This is a genomic window from Thorsellia anophelis DSM 18579 (assembly GCF_900111395.1).
Classification (GTDB): Bacteria; Pseudomonadota; Gammaproteobacteria; order Enterobacterales; family Thorselliaceae; genus Thorsellia; species Thorsellia anophelis.
Map to the genome: position 1 here is coordinate 175,502 of NZ_FOHV01000005.1, position 25,562 is coordinate 201,063.

The 25,562-nt window shown below is 36.6% G+C and carries 17 protein-coding genes and 4 tRNA genes; 12 read left to right on the forward strand and 9 right to left on the reverse strand.

Going from position 1 to position 25,562, the window contains the following annotated elements:
* Window positions 1-5: 5 nt before the first annotated feature.
* The gene (gene accC / locus BMW37_RS04700; RefSeq protein WP_093318197.1) at window positions 6-1,352 is read left to right on the forward strand and encodes an acetyl-CoA carboxylase biotin carboxylase subunit; all 1,347 of its coding nucleotides are present in this window, start codon (window positions 6-8) and stop codon (window positions 1,350-1,352) included.
* A gap of 122 nt (window positions 1,353-1,474) precedes the next feature.
* Window positions 1,475-2,359, forward strand: a complete 885-nt coding sequence (gene prmA / locus BMW37_RS04705) for a 50S ribosomal protein L11 methyltransferase (protein ID WP_093318198.1) — start codon at window positions 1,475-1,477, stop codon at window positions 2,357-2,359.
* A 223-nt stretch (window positions 2,360-2,582) separates the two neighbouring features.
* On the opposite strand, the gene BMW37_RS04710 is transcribed toward prmA, so the two are convergent.
* Window positions 2,583-3,842 carry a sugar efflux transporter gene (locus tag BMW37_RS04710; protein WP_093318200.1) on the reverse strand — a complete coding sequence of 420 codons (1,260 nt, stop codon included), beginning with the start codon at window positions 3,840-3,842 and terminating at the stop codon, window positions 2,583-2,585.
* Between the two features lie 24 nt (window positions 3,843-3,866).
* The gene (locus tag BMW37_RS04715) at window positions 3,867-5,693 is read right to left on the reverse strand and encodes a DUF3413 domain-containing protein (RefSeq protein ID WP_177168579.1); all 1,827 of its coding nucleotides are present in this window, start codon (window positions 5,691-5,693) and stop codon (window positions 3,867-3,869) included.
* Between the two features lie 206 nt (window positions 5,694-5,899).
* Here BMW37_RS04715 and BMW37_RS04720 point away from each other — a divergent pair, with 206 nt between their 5' ends.
* The 5 genes from BMW37_RS04720 (at window position 5,900) to BMW37_RS04740 (ending at window position 10,732) form a co-directional block, all read left to right on the forward strand.
* Window positions 5,900-6,433 (forward strand): DUF1523 family protein, encoded by a 534-nt coding sequence (locus BMW37_RS04720; protein ID WP_093318203.1) that lies wholly within the window; start codon window positions 5,900-5,902, stop codon window positions 6,431-6,433.
* Between the two features lie 86 nt (window positions 6,434-6,519).
* Window positions 6,520-9,681 carry a DUF2339 domain-containing protein gene (locus BMW37_RS04725; RefSeq protein WP_093318204.1) on the forward strand — a complete coding sequence of 1,054 codons (3,162 nt, stop codon included), beginning with the start codon at window positions 6,520-6,522 and terminating at the stop codon, window positions 9,679-9,681.
* Window positions 9,682-9,976: 295 nt separating this feature from the next.
* Window positions 9,977-10,064, forward strand: a tRNA-Ser gene (locus tag BMW37_RS04730).
* Window positions 10,065-10,069: 5 nt separating this feature from the next.
* Window positions 10,070-10,145: transfer RNA gene (locus tag BMW37_RS04735), tRNA-Thr, on the forward strand.
* Between the two features lie 101 nt (window positions 10,146-10,246).
* Window positions 10,247-10,732 carry an acetyl-CoA sensor PanZ family protein gene (locus BMW37_RS04740; RefSeq protein WP_093318206.1) on the forward strand — a complete coding sequence of 162 codons (486 nt, stop codon included), beginning with the start codon at window positions 10,247-10,249 and terminating at the stop codon, window positions 10,730-10,732.
* Here the strand turns inward: BMW37_RS04740 and BMW37_RS04745 are convergent.
* The 4 genes from BMW37_RS04745 to cysS form a co-directional block, all read right to left on the reverse strand.
* Window positions 10,703-11,188: a DUF423 domain-containing protein gene (locus tag BMW37_RS04745; RefSeq protein ID WP_245711025.1), complete on the reverse strand. Its 486-nt coding sequence runs from the start codon at window positions 11,186-11,188 to the stop codon at window positions 10,703-10,705. The two genes, BMW37_RS04740 and BMW37_RS04745, sit on opposite strands and share 30 nt — an antisense overlap.
* 65 nt (window positions 11,189-11,253) lie before the next feature.
* Window positions 11,254-12,804 carry a tRNA lysidine(34) synthetase TilS gene (gene tilS, locus BMW37_RS04750; RefSeq protein ID WP_093318207.1) on the reverse strand — a complete coding sequence of 517 codons (1,551 nt, stop codon included), beginning with the start codon at window positions 12,802-12,804 and terminating at the stop codon, window positions 11,254-11,256.
* Between the two features lie 179 nt (window positions 12,805-12,983).
* Window positions 12,984-13,946 carry an acetyl-CoA carboxylase carboxyl transferase subunit alpha gene (gene accA, locus BMW37_RS04755; RefSeq protein WP_093318209.1) on the reverse strand — a complete coding sequence of 321 codons (963 nt, stop codon included), beginning with the start codon at window positions 13,944-13,946 and terminating at the stop codon, window positions 12,984-12,986.
* A 192-nt stretch (window positions 13,947-14,138) separates the two neighbouring features.
* Window positions 14,139-15,587: a cysteine--tRNA ligase gene (cysS, locus tag BMW37_RS04760; RefSeq protein WP_093318210.1), complete on the reverse strand. Its 1,449-nt coding sequence runs from the start codon at window positions 15,585-15,587 to the stop codon at window positions 14,139-14,141.
* Between the two features lie 463 nt (window positions 15,588-16,050).
* Here cysS and BMW37_RS04765 point away from each other — a divergent pair, with 463 nt between their 5' ends.
* The 5 genes from BMW37_RS04765 to purK all read left to right on the forward strand — a co-directional run bounded on the left by BMW37_RS04765 (window position 16,051) and on the right by purK (window position 20,302).
* The gene (locus BMW37_RS04765) at window positions 16,051-16,899 is read left to right on the forward strand and encodes a hypothetical protein (protein ID WP_093318214.1); all 849 of its coding nucleotides are present in this window, start codon (window positions 16,051-16,053) and stop codon (window positions 16,897-16,899) included.
* 328 nt (window positions 16,900-17,227) lie between these two features.
* Window positions 17,228-17,725 carry a peptidylprolyl isomerase gene (locus BMW37_RS04770; RefSeq protein ID WP_093318215.1) on the forward strand — a complete coding sequence of 166 codons (498 nt, stop codon included), beginning with the start codon at window positions 17,228-17,230 and terminating at the stop codon, window positions 17,723-17,725.
* Between the two features lie 17 nt (window positions 17,726-17,742).
* Window positions 17,743-18,480, forward strand: a complete 738-nt coding sequence (locus BMW37_RS04775; protein WP_177168580.1) for a UDP-2,3-diacylglucosamine diphosphatase — start codon at window positions 17,743-17,745, stop codon at window positions 18,478-18,480.
* A 176-nt stretch (window positions 18,481-18,656) separates the two neighbouring features.
* Entirely contained in the window at window positions 18,657-19,157 is a 501-nt protein-coding gene (purE, locus tag BMW37_RS04780; protein WP_093318216.1) for a 5-(carboxyamino)imidazole ribonucleotide mutase, read from the forward strand.
* Window positions 19,158-19,162: 5 nt separating this feature from the next.
* Window positions 19,163-20,302, forward strand: coding sequence for a 5-(carboxyamino)imidazole ribonucleotide synthase (purK, locus tag BMW37_RS04785; protein WP_093318234.1), 1,140 nt, complete (start codon window positions 19,163-19,165; stop codon window positions 20,300-20,302).
* Window positions 20,303-20,585: 283 nt separating this feature from the next.
* Here the strand turns inward: purK and BMW37_RS04790 are convergent.
* From BMW37_RS04790 to BMW37_RS15075, 3 genes are all read right to left on the reverse strand, one after another.
* A tRNA-Ala gene (locus BMW37_RS04790) sits at window positions 20,586-20,661 on the reverse strand.
* 43 nt (window positions 20,662-20,704) lie between these two features.
* Window positions 20,705-20,780, reverse strand: a tRNA-Ala gene (locus BMW37_RS04795).
* Window positions 20,781-20,989: 209 nt separating this feature from the next.
* The coding region (locus tag BMW37_RS15075) for a hypothetical protein (RefSeq protein ID WP_177168581.1) at window positions 20,990-25,562 on the reverse strand (4,573 nt) is incomplete at its 5' end.

A 25,562-nucleotide genomic window follows, 5' to 3' on the forward strand; every position in this document is an offset into this window, starting at 1 on the left:
TTTGTATGTTAAATAAAGTACTTATCGCAAACCGTGGTGAAATTGCACTGCGTATTTTGCGAGCATGTAAAGAGCTAGGCATTAAAACAGTTGCGGTTCATTCTACTGCTGATCGTGATTTGAAACATGTTTTACTTGCTGATGAGACGCTCTGTATTGGGCCTGCTCAATCTACAAAAAGCTATTTGAATATCCCTGCAATTATTTCTGCAGCTGAAGTAACTGGTGCTAACGCTATTCATCCAGGTTACGGTTTTTTAGCCGAAAATGCTGACTTTGCTGAACAAGTAGAACACTCTGGTTTTATTTTTATTGGTCCTAAAGCAGAAACTATTAGGTTGATGGGTGATAAAGTCTCTGCAATTAGTGCAATGAAAAAAGCAGGTGTGCCTTGTGTTCCAGGATCAGATGGTCCTCTTGGTGACGATATGGATCATAACCGAAAATTAGCTCGTCAAATTGGTTACCCTATTATTGTGAAAGCATCTGGTGGTGGCGGTGGTCGTGGTATGCGAGTAGTTCGCTCTGAAGAAGAGCTTGAAGAATCCATTAACATGACAAAAGCCGAAGCTAAAGCAGCTTTTAATAATGATATGGTCTATATGGAAAAATTCCTAGAAAACCCACGTCATGTTGAAATACAAATTATTGCAGATGGTCAAGGTAATGCGGTTTATTTAGGTGAGAGAGATTGCTCAATGCAACGTCGTCACCAAAAAGTAGTTGAAGAAGCACCAGCTCCTGGAATTACTGATGAAGACCGTAAACGAATTGGTGAACGCTGTACAAATGCCTGTATTGAAATTGGGTATCGTGGTGCGGGTACATTCGAATTTTTATTTGAAAATGGCGAATTTTATTTCATTGAAATGAATACACGTATTCAAGTTGAGCACCCTGTTACAGAAATGATTACAGGGGTTGATCTTATTAAAGAACAACTTCGTATCGCAGCAGGCCTTCCTCTTTCGATCTCGCAAAAAGATATCAAAATTCATGGACATGCAATTGAATGCCGTATCAATGCTGAAGATCCTGAAACTTTTTTACCAAGCCCAGGAAAAATCACCCGTTTCCATGCGCCTGGTGGAATGGGAATTCGCTGGGAATCGCATATTTACGCAGGTTATAGTGTTCCACCGTATTACGATTCAATGGTGGGGAAACTCATCACTTTTGGGGACACTCGTGAAGTTGCTATTGCTAGAATGCGTAATGCACTCAATGAACTTATTGTTGATGGTATTAAAACAAATATTCCTTTACAGCAAAAAATCATGGCAGATGAGAATTTCCAAGCAGGTGGAACTAATATTCACTATCTTGAGAAAAAGCTCGGTATGAGTGAATAACTACTTATGAATATTAAGATATTCAACTAGTGTCAGCTATTGGGTTATCTTAATATTTGAGTATATGTCTATAATATTTGCCCTCAAAACATTTATGAGGGCTTTTTTTTGAGTGTAAAACGATGGCCTGGATACAAATTAAAATACCCGCTTTAGATAAACATGCTGAGCGCTTAAGTGAAGCCTTAATTGGATTTGGTGCTGTCTCAGTCACTTTCCAAGATACACATGACAATCCAGTTTATGAGCCTTTACCTGGCGAAACTTTACTTTGGCATGATACAGATATCATTGGATTATTTGATGCTGAGCATGATATGCAAAAATTGATAAAACAACTTCAGCACATGTCTATTTTAGGTAAAGATTTTGAATACAAAATAGAACAAATAGAGGATAAAGATTGGGAACGAGCTTGGATGGATAATTTCCACCCAATGCAGTTTGGACAACGTCTTTGGATATGCCCTAGCTGGCGTGAGGTTCCTGATCCAAAAGCAGTTAATGTCCTCCTTGACCCAGGCCTTGCATTTGGAACAGGGACGCATCCAACAACTTCATTATGTTTACAGTGGCTTGATGGTCAAGATCTAACAGGTAAGACTGTAATCGATTTTGGTTGTGGCTCAGGTATCTTAGCAATTGCGGCACTTAAATTAGGGGCTAAATCTGCAATAGGTATTGATATTGATCCACAGGCCATTACTGCAAGTCTTGAAAATGCAAATCGCAACCATGTCGCGAATAAATTAACTCTTTACCTAGCAAAAGATGCGCCTAATAACCTCAAGGCCGATTTTATTCTTGCCAATATACTCGCAGGCCCTTTAAAAGAACTTGCACCGAATATTAAAGCACTTGTAGGTAGCAATGGTTCGATTTGCCTCTCAGGTATATTAGCAAGTCAAGCAGAATCAGTAGCTTCAGCTTATGCAGATGAAATCATACTTGACCCTATTATTGAAAAAGAAGAATGGTGCAGGATAACTGGCCAAGCAAGAGTTTGACCTCTATCTTTTAGTTGAACGTCCAATTAGGAAGGGGATATTTAAATAAGTTATCAACGTCTGTTGAACTCGCTAATGTTTTGCGTGCACTGGTAACAAGCCTACATACTCAAATGTTAAAAGTCTATGTAAAGAGTCAATATATTCCAAATTAAAACGCTATCGCCCCTTAATCCTTACATCCCCATGTTATTAAGTAAGGATGCAAGGCGCAACCAAACATTTATGCTGTCTGCTTCACGTTAGAAGAACCGTGTTTGATTAGACATAAACAAACTAGTGCGATTAACGAAAAAACACCAGCTGCATAAAAAATCCCCATATATCCCCAGAATTGTACAATGACAGCGAAAGCAGCACCACTTAACAAAGATCCTAATCGGCCTGCATTCATAAATAAAGTGGTTGCACTACCTGCTTGATTTGGCATTAATTCCTGAAAATAAATAATGCCAATACTTGCAAGTAATCCAATAAATATAGCATTAAATAGCTGTGAAGCAATTAAATGCCAAGGCTCAGTCGCTAATATAATCAAAGCATAAAAAATAACAGCACAAACTGCACAACCTATTAAAATAGTTCTTTTAGACATTTTATTAGAAATGAGTCCAACTAATATAATAAATGGAATCTCAACCCCTGCAACGAACCCCATCATAATACCGGGTAAATTTTCTGATAACGCTAGCGTTTCTATAACATAGAGTGGTATGGTAATCAGATACATACCGTTAGCTGACGAAAGTAAAGTACACGCAGTCATCAATAGCAATATGGTGAGATTCATGTCAACCTTTTCTGAAGCCTCTGGCTTTTTCTTAACATGAACAACTGGGCTATTAGGTAAATATAGATATATCAATACTAGAGGAATTAAAATACCTATTGCAGATACCAAATAAAGAGAGGTAAAGCTATAGTTATAGATCATAAAAAAAGCGACAGGAGGTCCTAGTACCCATGCTAGCGAAATACCCGCTCTCATAGTTGAGGTGAATAAATCAGACGATTTACCTCTTTTGACTGTAAACTCTCTTGCCATAGCAAATAATTGAGCATGGACCGTTCCTCCAATACTCGCTAAAACAATCCCTAAAATTAACAATGTCCAATATTCACGACTAAAAGCAAATAAAATGCATTGTAAAAACGCAAATATACATCCAAGGATAATAATTCTCTTTCTGTCTCCAGCTTTATCGGAAACTGTACCTATAAACTGGGCAATAATGATACCAAAAAAGGCATTTAAAAAGAAAAATGCACCAATCCAAAACTCAGAAACAGACTCCGCCTCTCCAATAAAAAAAGGGTTAACTTTAGGCAAAGAAACATGATCTTTTAGAAATACACTCATAACCGGAAATTGAAGTGCACCAGTCACACCTATTAAAAATGTCGCAAGCAAAAACGTTGAAATTGTACTGGTTTCAGAACTATGAAAAGTAGACTTACTTTTTTGAATCTCATCTTGTTCCATGCTTTTCCTCAACTTATTAGACACCTAATTTTGCCAAAATCTCTGAATATCAAATAAAGCTTGAATGATTATTCCAAGCTGCTGCCTTTTAAACTGACTCTGCTCATTATCAACGGCATTGAGGATAACTTCTTCACTTCCTATTGATAATTCAACTAAGCTTTCTGGACTGCGCCTATCAATAATATCCGCTCTTTTTGGACTAAGAGTGATGCTTGACTCAGACGTATGAATGATAATTTTTTTCTCTATTCCATCTACCCACCATGAATTAATCCTATGCGGATAGAAAATGTCTTCACCCTGAGAATAATCGCTTGGTAAATTAGTTACTTTAAGTACTCTTTGTGCTAAGGTTCTTAAAATATCTTGATTGGTGGTTATTTTATCCACTGGCGCGTCAAGGGCTAATTCAGGCCACTGAATAAATAGCGGGACTTTATTAGGCATAACAGAGTTGTCATTATGTCCACTTTGCATACTTGTCACGATAATTAATGTATGGCCATTGGCATTTTGTAATGCAGGAATAATTACATCCAGCGCACGTTGCCGACTTATTTTATGAGCCTGCTCTAACTTGATAGATATAAACCAAGGCTTTGCAATTTGATTTGGTGTATCTTGCCAGATATTAAGCTGACTTAATACAGTTTGGGTCAAGGTTTCAGCATTAGGTTGGATAAAATATTCTACTCCCGGTAGTAATTCATTAGGATGATTGGTATCAGACAATAAATAGCGGCTAATACTATATTGTCGTTGTTTTAGGGCATCATAAAAAATTGAGGGGATGTTTTGCTGTATTATTGCTTGTTTAAATATTGGTGATATCCCATATTCTAAACTAAATAGTGGTTGAGTATCACTCATATGTTCGTTAAAAGAAATCGCTGTTTTTGAAAATCGATTCAAATTAGGGTTTAACTCTATCATTTCAGGAGTAAGTTCATCTAAAACAATTAGAGCAATATTATAATTTGAGCTGTGTTCGGCTAGAGTCAGTTTAGTTAATGGATAAGTAACCGATCTGACGGTTGGATCTCCCTCTTTCGCTAATCGAGCTTCATAACTATCATGATCTAATAAACCATATTGCTCTAAGAAAGTTCTTGCAGTCATAGGATATGCAAATGGATAGTTGACTTTTTGCATAGTAATTGGTCGATAAAAACTTGCATCGGCCCAAGCAAAAATAAGGTGAGTTGCCATAAAGGACATCACAAATATGACACTTAACCATTTCACCCAACTTTGTCTTTGTAAACTCCTTAACTTCAACCAGCTCCAATTAGCAAAGAGTAATTGCACTAAAAAAATAATTGGCATAAAGGCAAAAAAACGTTGCCATTCATGTGTTGAAACATTGTAGCTTGGTTCTATCATTAACGACCATACTAAAGGATTGATATGCAAATTAACACTTGAGAAAACTTGCTGATCGACTAGCATTAGAGTCAGTCCTATCGTTGCAATAGAAACAGCAATGATTCTCAATGTTTTTGCATTTCTTAAGACAAAACTAAGAGGAAATAACAGCACTAAGTAAACAATAAAAACTAAAAAACTAAAATGTCCCAATAAACTCACGAAAGCATAGAGCCGCCCCCCCAAAGTATTAGGCCAATCCATAATCAATAAATACCTACTTGCCAACAAAAAGCATAATAGAATATTAAAGAGTGTAAACCAGTGTCCCCAAGAGATAACCTGATAACGTGCTTCTGCTTTAAGTATCTTTTCTGAATGTGTCCTCTTAGTATCAAAAAGTGATACTTCAACTGGTTCACCTTGACTGCGTGCTTCTTTTATTGATAATTTTTCCATAGATTCTATATGTGTTTTTTTCATACGATTAATAATCGAGATCTTAGAGTTGAGTCTATTGCAACTCTCTTGTATGCATAAAGGCAAAATCATGTTAGGCAGCAAAACTGATTTACTATCCTACCTGACATTTGACCAAGAAAAGACATTATACAGATTTACATGACTAAATATTGTTTGCACAGTATAATCATTCACAACCCGAATTGTGAATTTTTAAAGGAATAATTATGATATTAAAACGTATTGCCTATAGTTTAGTCGCATTTTTAGCATTTATAAGCTTCTTATGGTTAGATTTTTACTTGCCCCAAAGAGAATTAGCCTTGATTGTCGGGACCGAAGTCAAACGAGTTGATAGTGATGGGCTTGTCACAAGCCGTAATCCTGCTGATGGACAAGTTAGAGATGTGTATTACATTAGTACAAACCGAAACTGGGATGACCCCACTGGCCCGATTAAAGAGCGTGTATTTCGTAATGAAGACACTGGACTTTGGTTCCCATTTTACTTCAAATTTAATTCTGCTGATGTGCAGGCAAGAGCAAAAGCTTTTGAACAAAATAAAGAGTTAGTGGTCATCACATCATATGGCTGGCGTCTGAATATGTTCAGTATGTTCCCTAACATCGTCACAATTAACCAAGCGACACCTGAAACTAGTACCTATTCCATTCGTCGTTATATTGGTGTTGGTTTGTGGGCAGCTTTTTTCGTTACAGTGACTGTCTGGATGCGTAGACGATTTAATAAAAACACTTAATGACCGATTGAATTTTGAACATGGATGTTCCTATATTTAATCAGGAAAAAATTATCTCAAGATAAATTGATTCACAAGGGGCATCTATGTTTGGTTATATACCGACAATTATAATTGCAATATCCTGCGCTGTATTTGTGTTATATCTCGTTATACGAAATATGTCAGAACAACACTCATATCAAATCAGACAACTAAGAATTGAAATCCAGCTACTCAAAAGTGAAATCATCTCTTTACTAACAAAACATCCTACATCTGAATCAATAGCAGCACAACAGCAAGATTCTATTGAAATTTCCGAATCAGAAATAATCTCTACTGCCATCGAATCTGAGCCTATCACAATAGATCCTGTTAATTCAGCTGATTCAAATACATCACTAACCCAAGAACAAGAAATAGATACTAATAAGCATCTGGATAATAAAGAAATCGAACCTATACAAGTGAATAATCTTGCTAATGAGGGAGAACAGATACTTCATTCGCAAGCGATGAGCTTAGATAACGCTACCCTAGTTTCAGAAAATAATTCATTTAGCCATCAAGAAACGAAACTAGAGAAGCAATCAATACAAAGCACTCTTGCTGACGAAGCGGAGATACTCTATCAGAATGAATGGCATATTAATCCCGAAGAGTCAGAAGCTTTAAAAGCAGAATCACTCAGCCAGCCGCAAAATCAAGAAACACAATTACAGCATCCTACATGGTTTAAAACTCAATTTGATCGCGTTAAGAATTGGTTTTTTGCAGGTAATTGGCCTGTTAATATTGGTATCCTTATTTTTTTAATTGGTATTGGGGCTTTATTACGCTACTTGATTCAAACAGGCATTCTCGATATATCTATTTCAGCTAGATTAGCAGGTGTTGGCGCTGTTGGTGTTGCGGGTCTATTTATGGGATGGCGCACTCGGTTATCTAAACCTGTGTTTGGACTCGCCCTTCAAGGAGGCTCTGTTGGGGTATTATTGCTTGTAGTCTTTGCCGCATCGCGCTTATATGAAGTCATGTCAGTTGAAATAGCATTTGGCTTAACAGTATTAATTCTAGCCGCATCCATCCTGATGTCATTGAAACAAAATGCGTTAGTGCTTGTTGCATTCGCCATTTGTGCCGCCTATTCAGCGCCACTTTGGCTCTCAACAGGATCAAATAATTTTATTGGCCTATTTAGTTACTATGCCCTAATCAATGTTGCTGTTGTGATTATGGCGGTATTTAGGTCATGGCCCTTGCTTAATACAATAGGCTATCTATTTAATGCCGTGGTTGCTTCACTTTGGGCACACTATAACTACATTACCGATAACTTCATTATCATACAATTTTTCATAGCCTTATTTTTCTTATTTTTTACAATCATTCCAATTATTTACAGTAAAAGAATACCTCTAAACTTATTATTTGAAGATAAAAAAGTCAATTGGGTTGCGATTCACAGTTATCTGTTAATGCTTATCACCCCTGGAATTGTCGTTATTTGGGAACATCGCCTATTCCAAATGGGACTTCCCTTAGAAAATATTGATCCACAATTACTACTCGCCTCTATCATTTGGTTAATTGCTGCTATTCAATTCGCATTGGGTTATGTTCAACTCAAACAACCCGAGCATAAAGAACAAGGAAAAATCTACTATTGGTTAGCATTAGGCTTAGCGACCATAGCGGTACCAATTGCATTTAGTAAAGACATATCTGGCATTTTATTTATTGCTGAAGGCGTGATGCTTTACTATATTGCAGCAAAAGCACTCCCTAAAACCATTAAGAACATTCTTATTGTTCTAGGGTTGGTGTTACATAGTATTGCGATGATGTTAATTTTTGAATCGTTTACACTCACAACATTAGCAAGCTTCTCTATCATTGAAAAACGTTCTTTAACTGACTATTTACTCACTTTTTCATTAGCATTAGGTATGGCAATTAGCCTCCATGCTATTAACAAACAGCGCATTACACTCAGCACCCAGACTCCCCCCTCACAATTGAGTCACGTCATTTTTAATATATATAGTTCGATGGCCTTTATTTTAGGATTATGCTCGGTAACAGCACTAGTTCAATATAAACTTCCTGTGGTACATTCAGTTGAGATAATGGCTTTGATATTTACCTCTCTGACGATCGTACTGTATATATTGACTGTGAAGTATTGGCCAAGTATTAAAAATGCATACTCTCTCACTAGCTTTACATTTTGGAGCTTATTTGGATATTCAATTTATACCTTGTTTGTACAATTTGACATACTCGATCAAAGTTCGTCAGATAGCCTGCCAAGTAAATTAACATTAATTAATTTTATTTTAGTGCCGCTTGGTTTGGGTTACTTGATTATTTTACGCTCTAAATATTCATCAATGGTTTTACCAAATAAACAAAAATGGCATAACATTTCTCATGGCCTTAACCAAACATTATTTGTTTTAATTATCAGCTTCGTATTCTACCGAGCTATGATTGTACTAATTGATTTACTCACATTAGTAAACGATGAATGGTTAATTGCGTTTATCTTGCTCCCTATTGCTTTCATGGGCTACTACTTAGTGCTGTTAACCACTAAAGAGAAGTTAAAAGCTTTTCTACCTCCAAAACTCATGCACACCTCATTACTTATAATTTGGGCAGGAATTGCAGCAATCTGTTTTTATGCTAGATTGTATTCGGAAGGAGTGAACGACCCATTAGTTTGGATACCACTATTAAATCCAGTTGAATTACCGCAACTCGCCCTAGGTGTAGGACTACTCTTGTCACTAAGATACTTTATGATGCATATTATTTATCCAAAAGGAATGGATGATAAGCTTACAAAAACAATGACAGCCTCTTTTTACTCAATAGCAGGTGTTGCCATATTTTTGTTCATACAAATAGTTCTCATTCGAATGACTTATCATTGGTTACTAATAGAGGATATTCACTGGTTATCTATTGATATGTTTAAGCGTTCTCAAATACAAGCCACATTAACACTTTACTGGAGTGTTTTAGCAATTGCATTTTGGATGTATGGCGCTAAAAAATCGAATAAATCGATTTGGATTATCGGGGCTGTACTATTCGGCATGGCTTTATGTAAGCTGCTATTTATTGACAGGCAGCATCTTGGGGCTCTGCCTGGTATTATATCCTTTATTGTTTACGGTCTATTTTGTGTCATTATTGGGTATTTCTTACCACTACCCAAAACAAATAAGGCTAACCAATCTGATACAGCTTTACAATAATTCACTTTTTTAAAACGTTCAAAGCCTTCTAGACAGGAGGCTTTTTACTTCACATACTTATTTATCCTCTTTTACTAATCTGTTCATACGAAATTACATATCCATTATTACTTTATTCTATATCTCTAAGCCATATTTTATCTCTAAGTTGCCTTAAAATATGTTCAAAGATCGCATTTTTGAGGTGAAATTTAATCAAATTGATTATTTAGACATCAATCAATACAATTTTATCCAATTTAACTCAAAAATAGATAGACAGAATGCTCAAGCATCGGTAGAATTCGCACCCGTTGGAAGGATGGCCGAGTGGTTTAAGGCAGCGGTCTTGAAAACCGCCGTGTGTAACAGCACCTAGAGTTCGAATCTCTATCCTTCCGCCACTTTTGCCGGCTTAGCTCAGTTGGTAGAGCAACTGACTTGTAATCAGTAGGTCGCCAGTTCGATTCCGGCAGCCGGCACCATACAGAAGTGATAAAATGATATGAGACGCGAAAGCGTCTTTTTTCATTTTAAACGGCTAAAAGCATTCCTATACTTTAATTGATTGAAAGGAGTCCTATTTATGGCACTTTATGTTGAACCTATTACACAACAATCAATTATAAATTCCCCTAGTTTAAAGCTCGATATTGACAAACTTATCCCTAATTTATCTGAGCAGCTTATTCATGATCTGGTAGATAACACACAGCTAGCCAAAAATGCCTATGTTGCTATGTTTAATGGCCACGCAATTGCACTAATATTAATTAGCTATGAATCTAATACTTTAGAAGTCAATATAGAACTCTTAGTAGTAAGAGAGAGCACTCGAAGACGTGGTGTAGGAATGTTCCTATTAACAGAGACAATATTAATGAATTCTGATAAATCTAATTGGCAGTGGACTCTAGCATTTGATGTTACTGAGCAAAGCAAACAAGCGGATAATCAAGGCTTGAATGAATCAGATTTAAAACAATTAATGAATACTTATCGCCTATTTCTCGATGCAGCACTTATCAGCAATCCTAACCTATTAAGTTCGAGAATTGAGATAAAAGCGTAATACCGCTAAAACCATCAACAACCAGCCTAATATGAAAAACATTCCACCTATCGGTGTAATGGCCCCTAGCACTTTTATGCCTGATAAAACTAATATATAAAGACTACCACTAAAAAAAATGATACCCATGGATAACATTATCCCTGTTAATATTAGTTGTTTTGAAATAGCCTGGCCCCGGTAGCCTAGCGCTACGCCAAACCCACCAACGAATAATAGACCAAGACCATGAACTAACTGATACAAGACTGCTGTTTGCCAGATCCCAAACATTTTTGGCTCAACTCTCCCCTCTATTAAATGCGCACCAAACGCACCTAATATCACCCCAACGGCTAAAAAAGTTCCACCTAGTGCAATAAAAAGTAACATCGAGCCATTCTTACCATTTAATTCAGTCAGTGTTTTGGCTTCTGATGACCGAGATGATGCAATCTCAAAAGGCGTTTTTTTCATAATAGACTTTCCTAAAAGTTACCTAATTAAATATCTAAAAAAGCAAAATTACTGCATTTAATCATTCAATCAAGTTTTGCCAAAAATAGCTCCCCTCCCATCAGGAGCTTATCTTTAATAAAAAAATAAGGGATAAAATGCCTTTTCCAAGGAGGAATGTTAAATATCTGCCAAATTTTTTTAATCGTTTTACCTCGATCTTGTCCAATGATAGATACTTGAAAACTTGAAGGAAGACCAAACCGAATGGTAATTGGCTGCTGTTCAAAATAAGTTTTATATCGAACTATTTCATCTTGTGTTAGCTGAAGTGACTCAGCTAATCTCAATAAATCCTTTATAATTCGTTCTCTTGTGACCGTAGTTGTAAGCTGTGGGATTGGTATCTCTGATTGATTTAATTCAAGTATATAAAGATTATCATGGTTCGATGTATTAACCGGTAACAATACCTTATAGAGCCTATTATGATAGCGCTTAACCTGCAACATTACATTTTGATCAGGACTATAACCCATTTCAACCATCGCATGACTATCTTGACGACTCAGCGCAACTTCACTCCATATCCGCCTGATTTGATCATTTGTCGGACTGTGTAACTTAACTAATTGGCACCAACGTCTTATTACTGCATATCGTTTTTCGTCTGTAAAGGTTCTTAGTGCTTCAATATCTAAGCTCTGTTCCCTCTTTTCAATAATTGAATCAAGAACAGGAGCTAACAACTCATCAAGTAATCGCTCTTGTGATTGGCAAAGCTCTGCACTTCTAGCCACAGCTTGCTGAAAATAAGGCCACCTTTCTTGCAAGATTGGCATCACATTTAGCCTTAAGAAATTTCGGTCGAATGCATCATTGTCATTACTCTCATCATTAATCCACTTTAATGAATACGTATGGGCATAATGCTCCAGCTCACATCGACTAAACTCCAGTAAAGGCCTTGCATGCCAGTGTAATGAATCTAACTGCCTAATAGGCAACATTCCCCCAAGCCCTAAAGGCCCACTTCCTCGCTTTAATGCAAGCATAAACGTTTCAGCCTGATCATCTTGATGTTGAGCAGTAAGAAGCACATCACTGGGCAATAAATGCTGTTTAAACGCTTCGTAACGTGCTTTTCTCGCACCAGCTTCAATACCATTTAGCTTAGTATCAACATGAACACGTTGAATAACTAAAGGAATGCCATACTCATCACATAACATTTGGCAATGTCTAGCCCAGTCGTCAGCGTTTTTACTTAGTCCATGATGAACATAAATTGCTCTGATTGATTTAATTGTAAAATTCAATTTTGGAAAAGATTGATTCTCATCATTAACCAAACAAGTTTGCATCATCTGCTTTGCTTGCCCAAGATTCTGCTTAAGCCTAACCATTAAATCTAATAATACCACTGAATCTAATCCACCGCTTAACCCTACAAGCAAAGTGAGTGCTGATGTTATTAAAGGAGGTGAGTTTTCCTGCATGCCGAGGGTATGTTCAAACGTACTGAAGCGAGTTGCACTATAAGGACTTCTGGTGAGTTTAGGCGAGTTAATATGGAAGAAATGGGCAATTTGTTTCAACAAAGCATCAGAACATTCACTATCTTTAAGTATAGTCATGATAAGTTATCATATTTACTGGAATATTACTCAGAATCGAGCTAAATTTTATTAAGCAATTGCATGTAGTAAAACAATTTTAAAATAAATTAATTTTTTTACAGAATAACATAAACAAGGGATATTTCCCCTAAAATGACTAATTTGATGATGCAAGTGACATTTTAGGGGATGAGTTATCAGCAATAACCGTAGTCCATTAAACGTGCATAACGTCTTTCTAATAACTCTTCAACTGAAAGAATACTGAGTTTTTCCAAATCAGAGAGCAACTGTGCTTTTAATAAAGAGGCCATTGTCTGCACATCTCTATGTGCACCACCTAACGGTTCGTTGATTATGTTATCAATTAATTTCAATTCTTTTAGTTTATTTGCTGTAATTCCCATTGCATCAGCTGCTAATGGTGCTTTATCTGCACTTTTCCACAAAATAGAAGCGCAGCCTTCAGGAGAAATAACAGAGTATGTGCTATATTGCAGCATATTTACAATATCACCAACTCCAATTGCAAGTGCTCCACCACTACCACCTTCACCAATTACTGTACACAATACAGGCACTGTTAATCCTGCCATTTCACGTAAATTACGTGCAATCGCTTCTGACTGTCCACGCTCTTCTGCCCCTACACCAGGATAAGCACCTGGGGTATCAATAAATGTAATAATAGGCATGTTAAAACGTTCAGCCAATTCCATTAAACGTAACGCTTTACGATAACCTTCGGGCGCTGGCATACCAAAATTCCTACGGATTTTCTCTTTAATTTCACGTCCCTTTTGATGCCCTATTATCATAACAGGCTTACCCTCTAAACGAGCAATACCGCCGACAATAGCTTTATCGTCTGCATAAGCTCTATCGCCTGCTAATTCATCAAAATCAGTAAAGATATGCTGAATATAGTCTAACGTATAAGGGCGATTAGGATGACGCGCTAATTGAGCGATTTGCCATGCCCCTAGATCTGCAAATATTTTACGCGTTAATTCATTGCTTTTTTCGCGTAAATGTTTGATGTCTTCATCAATGTTAATCTGGCTAGTATTCGGATCTAATCCGCTTAAAGAATCAATTCTTGATTCAAGTTCAGCAATAGGTTGTTCAAAATCTAAAAAATTCATTGACGCTGCGGCCATAATCTTATCTACCTAAATATCGTTAAAAGAAATACAAGGGCAATCATTTGCCACATTCAGTTCATCTGACTTACTATAATATACGAACTTTGTTGTGTCGCAAAACACAATCACACATTTTAATTGTTCAGCTCGCGATATTGATCTCAATTTTACACAATTATCGCATTGAAATCTGTTTTTTTAAGGTCTCTATTTTCTGCGCCAAGTTGTACCGTTTGAGCCATCTTCAAGTTCAATACCCATTTCAGTTAAAGCATTCCTAGCTTCATCTGCAAGCGCCCACTCTTTTGCAGCTCTTGCCGCCTGACGTTTTGCTATCAAAGATTCAATTAAAAGCACTTCATCATCAGCATCTTTATGGTTGACTTTTTGAACAAATGCGCCTGTTTTTTGTTGAAAAAACACATTAACTGGTTGCGTTAGAATGCCAAGTATCTGACCTAATTCACGTAATCTAGCAGCTAACTGATTAATGGTACTACCTTGCTCATCTTTGGTATTGTCAGCTTTGAGTCTATTAATTTCCTTAGCGAGATCAAATAAAACAGCGTAGGCTTCAGGTGTATTAAAATCATCATTCATTGCTGCTTTAAAACGCACAACAAAATCCTCGGCCCCACTTGCCTCAACGGATTCATCCGTATCCCTCAGCGCATTATACAGCCGTTCAAGCGCGCTTCTTGATTGTGTTAAATTATCATGGCTAAAATTTAATTGGCTACGGTAATGCCCAGACAATAGAAAATAACGGATCGTTTCACCATCGTATTGCTCTAAGACTTCCTCAATGGTAAAAAAATTATTAAGAGACTTTGACATTTTCTCATGATCAATCATAAGCATACCCGAGTGCATCCAATAATTCACATAAGGACCATCGTGTGCACATCGCGATTGAGCAATCTCATTTTCGTGGTGAGGAAACATAAGATCAGAGCCACCACCATGAATGTCAAAATGAGTACCTAACTGTTTTGCGTTCATTGCAGAACATTCAATATGCCAACCAGGTCTTCCCTCTCCCCATGGTGAAGGCCAAGAAGGTTCATTAGGTTTGGCGCTTTTCCATAAAACAAAATCCATCGGGTTGCGCTTAGACTCTTTAATACCAACCCTTGCACCTGCAAGCAAATTATCTAAATTTTGCTTGGACAATTTGCCATATTCACTGAAACTTGTAACCGAAAATAATACATCACCAGACGAGGCAACATAAGCATGCCCTCTTTCAATTAATTTCCTGGTAATTTCAATAATTTCACTGATATGATCTGTCGCTCTTGGCTCAACATCAGCGGGTAATATATTAAGTGCTGAAAAATCAGCGTGCATTTTCGTAATCATTCGTTCAACTAACGAAGTCCAACTCTCTTGATTTTCGTTAGCTCGATTGATTATTTTATCATCAATATCAGTGATATTTCTGATAAAATTCACCTGATACCCGATATAACGTAAATACCGAACTACTGTATCAAATGTGGAAAACGTTCTACCATGTCCTATATGGCAGTTATCATATACAGTAACACCACAAACATACATATCAACTTGTCCAGCTTTGATAGGTTTAAACTCGGATTTTTCTCGACTTAACGTATTAAAAATATAAAGTGGTGAGTCATCTACTTGCGTCATAGTTTTATCAATCTCTAAATAGATAATTATATTCAGTGCCTTTATTAAGTTATCATGTCAACTTAATTCATTTAGGCTATTTATTCAATACGTTTTAATATCACTCATCCTCAAAAACAGCTACAACAGAACTTTGTTATGAATTGTTTTTAATATAAAACAGCTGACTGGAATATTTTTGCTTTTAATGGAGTCTTAACGTATCTATGTTTGTCATTCTCTTCATGTTAAATATAGCATAAAAGTACTAGATTTCGAAATCTAGTAGAAAAACAACAAAAATACAACCAATCTCAGCGCCTTATTGACTTTAATTGAATTATATTGTTACACTTTTTAACAGGACAAAATAAATACCCCACAGACAACCAAACCTTAACATCATGAAAAAAAATAAATTTTTTCATTACATGAAGTTTTAATCGATAATATATATTATAACATGTCATTTTTAGGGAGTATTATGACTACAAAACCTGATTATAAATCACTCAAACTTAACTTTTCTGAAATAGCGCAAAACATCTTTAAAAATTTTCCTGCTGGATTCCTAGTTTCATTAATCACTCTTGTAATTTTTATTTTTTTTGATGGGTACCTTCATAAGATAATTATTTTATCTCAATCTAGCTTTAGCCAAGGGATTGATTTTTATCCATATTTCATTTCCATGATTAAATTATTAATCTATTTTATGTTCTGTTCTCCATTCTATTTCATGGTGCTAGAAACAAGCAATTTTAAAAAATCATTTTCGTTAAATAATCTTAAAAATAGATTATTTAATTCCCGTCTACTTTTAGCTCAAATATCTACACTCTTCATTGCAATTGGGGTATCGATAGCATTAGCAATTATAGCCAGCATTATTTTTATCTTGATGATTCTACTAGCCCTCTCCAGTGGGGCGAGTATACCAACTTCATCTTTCTCAGATAATGTAATTACCTTTATGGCGTTAATTATTACTCTATTTCTTTTTGCATTACCCGTTCTTTTTGCAATACAATTTAATTATTTCTTTAGTATGAAAAAACTATCTTTTGCAAACTCGATAACATTTTCAATTACGCTACTATTAAAAAAAATTTTTGCAATATTTCTAATTAGTATCCCCTTAGCCGTTATATCAATTAGTTTTGGGGTTTCATTTTTACTCGAAAACTTAGCGATAATTTATAATACCTTAACCGGCATGATTGAAATAACTAGTGATTTTTTGGGTGCTTTAATTATATTTTTGCTTATCCAAACCTCTGTCTGTTTAATTTTACACGGATTCTTGCATAACTATCTAAAACAGCTTGGCTAATTACCAATTTTAAAAAATCATACATCCCTTTACCTGTTCAGTTTTCATACGATAAAATGAACAGGTTTCTGATAAAAAACTAGCTCACCCACTAGATTACTTTAATATGCTAGAGTATCACCATTAAAATTCAATTATTTTTTAATAACATATAAGTCAAATCCGTTAGCATTGAAACTATCTACTGGTGCCACTTTCAAAATTAAAACTAGCTCGATATGCATTTAAGTGTTAGCACTCTTCCTAAAGAGTGATAAAATACCATTCAGCGGTTTTAATGCCATCTAATCCATATCAATTTCGACAATTTAAAATATAAGGAACTCTTATGATCACATTACACACTAATTTTGGCGATATTCAAATTACAACTTATGCTGATAAAGCGCCTAAGACAGTTGAAAATTTTATCCAGTACTGTAAGGATGGATTTTATGACAATACAATCTTTCATCGTGTCATTAAAGGCTTTATGATTCAAGGTGGTGGTTTTACGCCTGAAATGGATCAAAAAAGCAATAACGCAGCGATTGAAAATGAAGCGGATAATGGACTAAAAAATACACGCGGCACGCTCGCAATGGCACGTACAAGTGATCCACACTCCGCAACAAGTCAATTTTTTATTAATTTAGTTGATAATTCATTTTTAGATTTCACTGCTGCGAATATGCAAGGATATGGTTACTGTGTATTTGCTGAAGTGACAGAGGGTATGGACGTTGTTGACCAAATTAAAGATGTCAAAACCTCTCGTCATGGAATGCATCAAGATGTGCCGGTTGAACCTGTTATCATTACTCACGTAACAATAACTGAAGCATAATACTTAAATTAAACACCATGATAAAACCAATTTATGTGATTGCTGATTTACACTTAAGTGAATTACACCCAGAAATCACTGACGGTTTTTTAGCCTTCTTAAAGCGTGCAGAACAAGAGTCTAGCGCGCTTTACATTCTAGGTGATCTATTTGATGCTTGGATTGGTGACGATAACATGACGCCATTAAACACACTCATAGCTCAATCGATAAAAAAGTTATCGGCGCAAGGAGTGAATTGTTATTTCATGCCAGGCAATCGAGATTTTCTACTAGGTCAATCTTATGCGAAGCGATGTGGCATGATATTAATCAAAGAAACCAGTTACCCAATTCATGTTTTTGGTCATTCAATTCGACTGCTTCATGGTGACATTTTATGTACTGATGATATCAGTTACCAACGTTATCGAAAAATCGTTCATAATCCAATAGTACAGTGGTTATTTACTCGTTTATCTTTAAACTATAGAAAACACCTTGCCAATCGATTACGTCAAAAAAGTCAGTCCACAAATCAGTTTAAACCTCATGAAATTATGGATGTAAACATGAATGCGGTCGCTGAAATAGTAAAAAGGTACCACCTAACACACCTTATTCATGGCCACACACACAGACCAGGTAAACATACATTAGGTGATTTGGCATGCGATCGAATTGTAAGTGGTGCGTGGGAGTCCTTAGGTTGGGTGATTAAAATTAGTGATGAAATAGAGCTTGAATCATTCCCTTTAATTCACGATCATAGCTAAAATAAATTAGATTGAAAGCAGTGTAGCTTAATTCAAATAAGTAAAGACTTATAACTGCAGTCTTAATTGAGTAAGTTGCTCATAGTACATATTTGATTAAGAAAATTAAAATATAAATTTTTTATCACTATTTGTGGTTAACTCTCTAATCATTATAAATAAAAGGATGATACAGTATGCCAAATCCAATTACGCCAAGCGTTGCAATCGTTATGGGTTCTCAAAGCGACTGGGCAACTATGCAACATGCAGCTGAAATATTTGATGCACTAGACGTACCTTACCTAGTTGATATTGTTTCTGCACACAGGACACCTGATAAACTCTCTGAATTTGCCAAATCAGCTAAAACTAAAGGCATTCAGGTGATTATTGCAGGCGCAGGGGGCGCAGCTCACTTGCCAGGTATGATTGCAGCTAACACTCTTGTCCCTGTACTAGGTGTACCTGTTCAAAGCGCAGCATTAAATGGTGTGGACAGCTTGTATTCGATTGTTCAAATGCCAAAAGGCATACCAGTAGGCACTCTTGCAATTGGTAAGGCTGGTGCTGCTAACGCAGCCTTGCTCGCAGCTCAAATTATTGCTACGTGGGATGATGCTCTTTTTAGTCGATTAACCGCTTGGCGTGATCTTCAAACTCAAACCGTTCTTGATAACCCAGACCCAAGAGTATAATGACTATGTCTAATTCTTCCCGTAACTATAAAAAGCAAGTATTTGTGCTAGGTAATGGTCAATTAGCTAGGATGCTAAAACAAGCTGCAGAACCACTTGGAATCTCAGTATCTGCCATCGGCCTTGAATCTGAATTGACATTAGATGAGCTTAAAGCTCTTATGACAGATAGTAGCGTAATTACTGCTGAGATTGAACGCTGGCCACACACGCCTATCACGCAATATTTATCAGAACAACCTCATTTTGTGAATCATCCTATTTTCGCAAAACTAGCTGATAGATACTCTCAGAAATCTCTCATTGATGAACTAAAATTAGAGACTGCTCCATGGGTATTATTGCCAAACAAATCCAATTGGTCAGCTTTATTTAATACACTAGGTGATAAGCTTGTCGTGAAAACACGTACAGGCGGATATGATGGACGCGGGCAATGGCGTGTTACCAAGGATACAATATTTGAAACCTTACCAGAAGAACTTACAGAACAAGCAATTGTCGAGTCGATGATCCCCTTTAATTATGAAATTTCCATTGTAGGAGCACGTTCTTGTGATGGTAACACCGTATTTTATCCAATTACGCATAATTATCATCAAGATGGCATATTACGAGCGAGTGTAGCCTTTTCAAATCAAAATTCAGCCCCAAAAAATCACTTAATCCTGCAAGAGAAAGCAGAATCTATGCTAAGCAAATTATTGCATGCGCTTAATTATGTTGGAGTGATGGCAATGGAATGTTTTGTAATTGAATCAGCTGATGGCCCAACTCTTTTGATTAATGAACTTGCGCCAAGAGTACACAATAGCGGACATTGGACACAAAATGGGGCATCTATTAGCCAGTTTGAGTTACATATTCGAGCGATATGCAATTTACCACTTCCCTCCCCCGTTGCCGAATCAACCTCTGTCATGATCAATATTATTGGCACACCTATTGATTATAGATGGATTGAAAATGAGTATGCTCATTTGCATTGGTATGACAAAGATCCAAGGCCTGGCCGTAAATTAGGTCATATCAATTACAATTCATTGTCCCCAGAAAAATTAAAGTGCAGCTTAACTGAATTAATGAAAGTTACACCAATTGAGTATAGCGAAAGTATAGGCTGGGCTATATCACTTATTAAATAGACCATAGCAATAACGTATAGTTATTTAGCCTCATAAATAAGCCTAATATAATAAGGTCTATTTATGAGGATGATTATCATCAATTAATTACTGATATACTGACCTAATCGTGGTTAAAAAATTAAGCTCTGAGCTATAAAAAAACTCACCTATACTTAAATGTGAAATAACGATAAATTCAAATAGTTATTGTATGTTTTTTTATTACTTTTATGAAAAATAATATACAGCATCTTGCCTATAAATAAGGTAAAAGATAGAAGTGTATCAAAAAAGGCAACTTTGGTGGAGCTAGGCGGGATCGAACCGCCGACCTCTTGCATGCCATGCAAGCGCTCTCCCAGCTGAGCTATAACCCCAAAGTGCTAAGAGTGGTAGTGATGTGAATGTTTGTTTCAATTTTGGTGGAGCTAGGCGGGATCGAACCGCCGACCTCTTGCATGCCATGCAAGCGCTCTCCCAGCTGAGCTATAACCCCAGAACTGAAAGCGTGCATATCATAGAGTATTGAAGTGATTGATGTCAATTACCTTTCACGCTTGCATGTCTCTTCGCCTATTTATTAATCATATCTAATTGAAAGATAGATCAACCTTTTTAAACACCATTAATATTCTCTCTAACCATGTGAACTCTCCACAAAAGTCCTCTATCCTTATCATTAGAGGACTTTGTTTGCATAAATATTTAATACCGTCTATAACCGTATCTATGAGGCGGAGTAAAACACCTTTTGCCTTTTTGAATTACTTTGCCAGCTTTATCAGTTGTTTTAATATAGACACACACTGTGTAATTCTCATACCCATAATACCAATCTCGCCCTCCCTGCCATGTTTCTGGATAAGCATTATCATGCCTATTTATATTAACAGGAAACACTCTGCTTGATACTACTTTACCCGTTGCAGGTTCCACATAATCAACCCGATAATTTTGTGTGGTATCAGGTTCAGTACTTGGTACACTTGGATTCCTATAATCGTATTCCACCCATTGACCGACTGGTTTAACCGCAGATGAAGCTGTCATAATTTGAATAAAATCAGCCTCTGGCCAGTTTTCGGTGATCGTGATTGAACCAGAGTAAGTTTCAGTATTACCGACTATCTCATTCCCATCTTTAGCTGTGACCTTAACCGTAACTATTTTACCTACGTCAGCGTCAGTAGGTGTTAACCCATTGGCTGTAACATAACTTTTATACTGACCGCTTACTAATGTCCATTCAACAATCGAAGTATTTTTACTATTACTTCCTTTAGTAAAAGTGTAGTTAACTGATAATAACTTATTAACTTCACCTGTCCCATTAAAACCATTAATTTTAATTTTAGGCGCTGTATAGACAAATGAGTTACTCGAATACACTGCAATACCTTTATTTCCTGCTTTATCAGTTGGAGTGACTTTTAATCTTAAGGTTTTACCTACATCTTTAGTTAAGACTTTATATGCATTCACACCATCAATTTTATTGGTCCCTAACAAACTGCCTGACTGGATAACTACATTATCAGCAAGCCATTCATATGTTGATGCATCAGCAGGATTTGCGCTTGCACCGGCTTTATAGATATAGCTTCCCGTCATAATTGCACTTTGTTCAAAATCTGCAATAATCACTAACGATTCAATTGTAGGTGCAATCGTTTCAACAAATTTAGCTGACGTTACACTTACCGTATTACCGCCAGGAGTACCAAGTGTATCTGCAGCAGTTACTTCCATTTTAATAGATTGACCAACATAATCAGCCGTAATATTAAACGAAGGGGCAACACCTGATTGTGTAATGTTACTTTGCTGTTTTTGTGCATTATTCACATACCAAGTTACAATTGATGCATCAGTTGCCCCTACTCTACCCGTTGTAAAATTATACCGCCCTGAGAGTTGTGTGTTGACTAAAATGCTATCGATAGGATTACCACTATACGTTATTATAGGATTAGATACTTTTGGTGGTGCAATCACTTTAATCGTTTGATCATCATCAGTATTACCCGGATTTTTATTCCCATCTCTGGCTGTAATCCTTAATGTTATAACATTACCAATATCCGTTTCACTAATCGTATAGGCAGGTACACTTCTACCAGAACCAACATCACCTGTTGATTTAAGAGTTGCACCTGATAACCATTCATAAGTAGATTTATCTCCTTTTACCGATCCCTCTATAAATGTTTTGTAGGAACCACCTAAAAAGTGCCCTGGCAAGACTAAATCTCTTGAATTAAAATAATATATTGCAACTTCATCGACAAATGGTGGGGTATAAAACGGTGTAACCGCTTTAGTATCTGTCGCTATTTTGGTATTCCCAGTAATATTATTACCATCAACTGCAGTTACCCTTAGCCCTATTACTTTTCCGATATCAGCAGCGACTAATTGATAAGGAACATTAAGTGCTAACGTTTTATCAAGTGCATTATTTTTATACCAAGCAGCCATCGATTTATTTGTCTTATTATTGCCAAATGTGAAACTCGCAATCCCAGTTAAAGATTGCGTTTCAGTTGGCTGCCCTGATATTGATAATGAATCTATACTTAATGCTTGATAACTCAGGCTATTAGATACTTTTATGTCACCGACTAAACCCGCTTCATCTTTAGGTAAAACCTCTAATACAATTAGCTTTCCTACATCTGCTTGTTTAATATTGTAAGGTGTGACCACTTTTGGGGTAATTGTTGGCGTGAAATTACTCACAGCTACCCCTCCGACATTCCACCTATATTCAGATTTATCTTGATTATTTGTCCCTGCACCAGGCACAAAGTTATAAGTGCCGTTTATCGTTAAAGAACCTTCCTCTTTAAAGCTAATCATGACACTTGTAATACTTGGATTAGAACTCACGATTTCTTTTATACTAGCAAATGCTTCATTACCTTCAATACCTGCACCATCTTTAGCTAACATTTTAAGATTAATCAATTGGCCTGCATCTGCTGTTTTGATAGTATAACGTAAAGAATCAGTACCAATTATCCCTTTTGTAATGCCGCTTTTACCACTCCATTCAAATAATGACCTATCGTTAATACTTTCTGTACCTTTTATAAAAGTATAGCTTGCACTAAGTTCATCATTTGGTAAGTAACGACCAGTATTAGGCTGAGTTAAATTAGTAATGGTCAAATTTTCAATTTTTGGTGCGATAATTGTAGGCTTAGGTATTGTATACGTGGCTGTGCCAGGTACACCTATATTCCCAGCTAAATCTCTTGGTGTGACTGTTAATGTCAGTACCTTTCCTGCATCTAACTTATCAAGCGTTAAAACCGGCAAAACAAGTGGGCCAGATGCACCTGTTGTTGGTTGATTCAATATTGGATTATTAATCCCAGTCCAGCTATAAAATGAATTATTAGTGGGATTCGAAGATTTACCCTCAATAAAGGTATAAGATCCAATCACAGAGACATACCAAGGCGCAGTTTGTTCTAGTGCTGCGGTAATATTGACATCTTTTAGACTTGGCAAACTGATAATAGCGCTTGTACTTGCATTTTCTTTGTTACCAATATTCCCTAATGCATCTGAAGCTTCCATGTCGAGACGAATAATATTACCTGCATCTGCAGGTTTAATAAGAAACGTCAGTGGACCTGAGACTATCCCAGATTGATTGCCTGACGCAGCAGTCCAACTATACTTTGAAGCATCAACTTGATTCACTGAGCTACCAGTAAATGTATAATTAGCACGGATAGTGTCTCCCACAAAAAAACTATTTGGGCGAGTTGAATTAGTATTTACTAACACTAAATTCGCAATTTTTGGAGGAACTAACTGGCTTGGTGCTCGAGTAGTTGCTACTACCTCTTCCCCTAGCCATAAATTACCGTCCCTTGGTACCATTCTCAGACTAATTAATTTTCCCGCATCTGCTGCGACTAAACTAATTGGTGGAACAGCGCCGCTACCAACGGCATTATTAATTGCCCCGCTTGCAGGTGTCGTTAACCCACTCCACTCATAAGTCGAATTGTCTGCTGGCTTAGAAGTAGTGCTTGGGACATAAGTATAATTACCTGTTAATAAAACTTGGTATGGGGTCGTGCTATTGAAAATATCGGTATTGATGTTCAAATTAATGATTTTAGGAGCGACAGGCATTGTATATGTTGCAAGACCTAGTTGACCTTTTTGTCCTGATAGATCTTGTGGCAAAATAGAAAACGTCAAAATACGACCAATGTCATTAGGGCCAAAAACATAATTAACACTGTTATTTGTCGTATAACCACCTGACCAATTCAAATTACTTGTTCTTGCTGCTAATGACATGTCTTCTGCTGCATCTGATGATATACCTGGTAAATAATCGTACGTTGCAGTTAACATCCCAAAAAAGAAAGGACTATAAGAGACAGTTGACTCGATAATATTGACATTCTTCACACTAGGTGGGGATTTATCTAATAAATAAGTACCGCTATCTGCTGATCCACTTACATTATAACTATTGATTGGTGTAATTTTAAATGTAATGACCTTACCTAAATCCTTAGCAGTAAAATCATAGGTTTTGGTTTGTTTTGCTACTTCTTCATCACCAATATAAAACCCATAGGTTGATTTATCGATTGTATTATTTTCAATACCTGAATCAAACTCATAAGTTGCCATTAATGTCGCACGATAACTTGGCATGCGAACTTCATTCTTGGAGGTGATGACGACATTGTTAACCGATGGGGTAGGCGCGGTTGGATACACGCTGTCAGTGAGCGTATTACCGATTCTGTTAGCGGCATCTCTTGCTGTAACACTTAAGGTGACGACTTGCCCGACATCATTGCTGCTGACTGTATAGTTATCTACTTTCCCAGATTCGGTGATGGGTTTATCAGTGATGGATGATGCGCCTATCCATGAATAATATGAATTATCAGTTGTAAGTTTAGTGGCATCAGAGGGGATGAATGTATAGTTTCCTCTAAGTACAGAGTTTGCCATGATGATGTCATCATCAGAACTAATCTTAACGTCATCCACCGCAGGATTCGTGACTTTAGGAAGGGTATCTAAGCTAATGGCTTGTTTTTGAGCCCCTTCATAATAATCATTGAGTGCCCATACTGCGACTTCTAGCTTTTGTTCTAAATCTGCTTGGGTCAATGGGCGCAATTTAAATGAGTTCACCCCTTGCACTAAATTCGTACCCGCATAAGCTGAGGAATAGTTAAGTGCGCTGATTGCCGTGCCGGCTTGGCCAAATTCATAACGAGAACGATTAGAC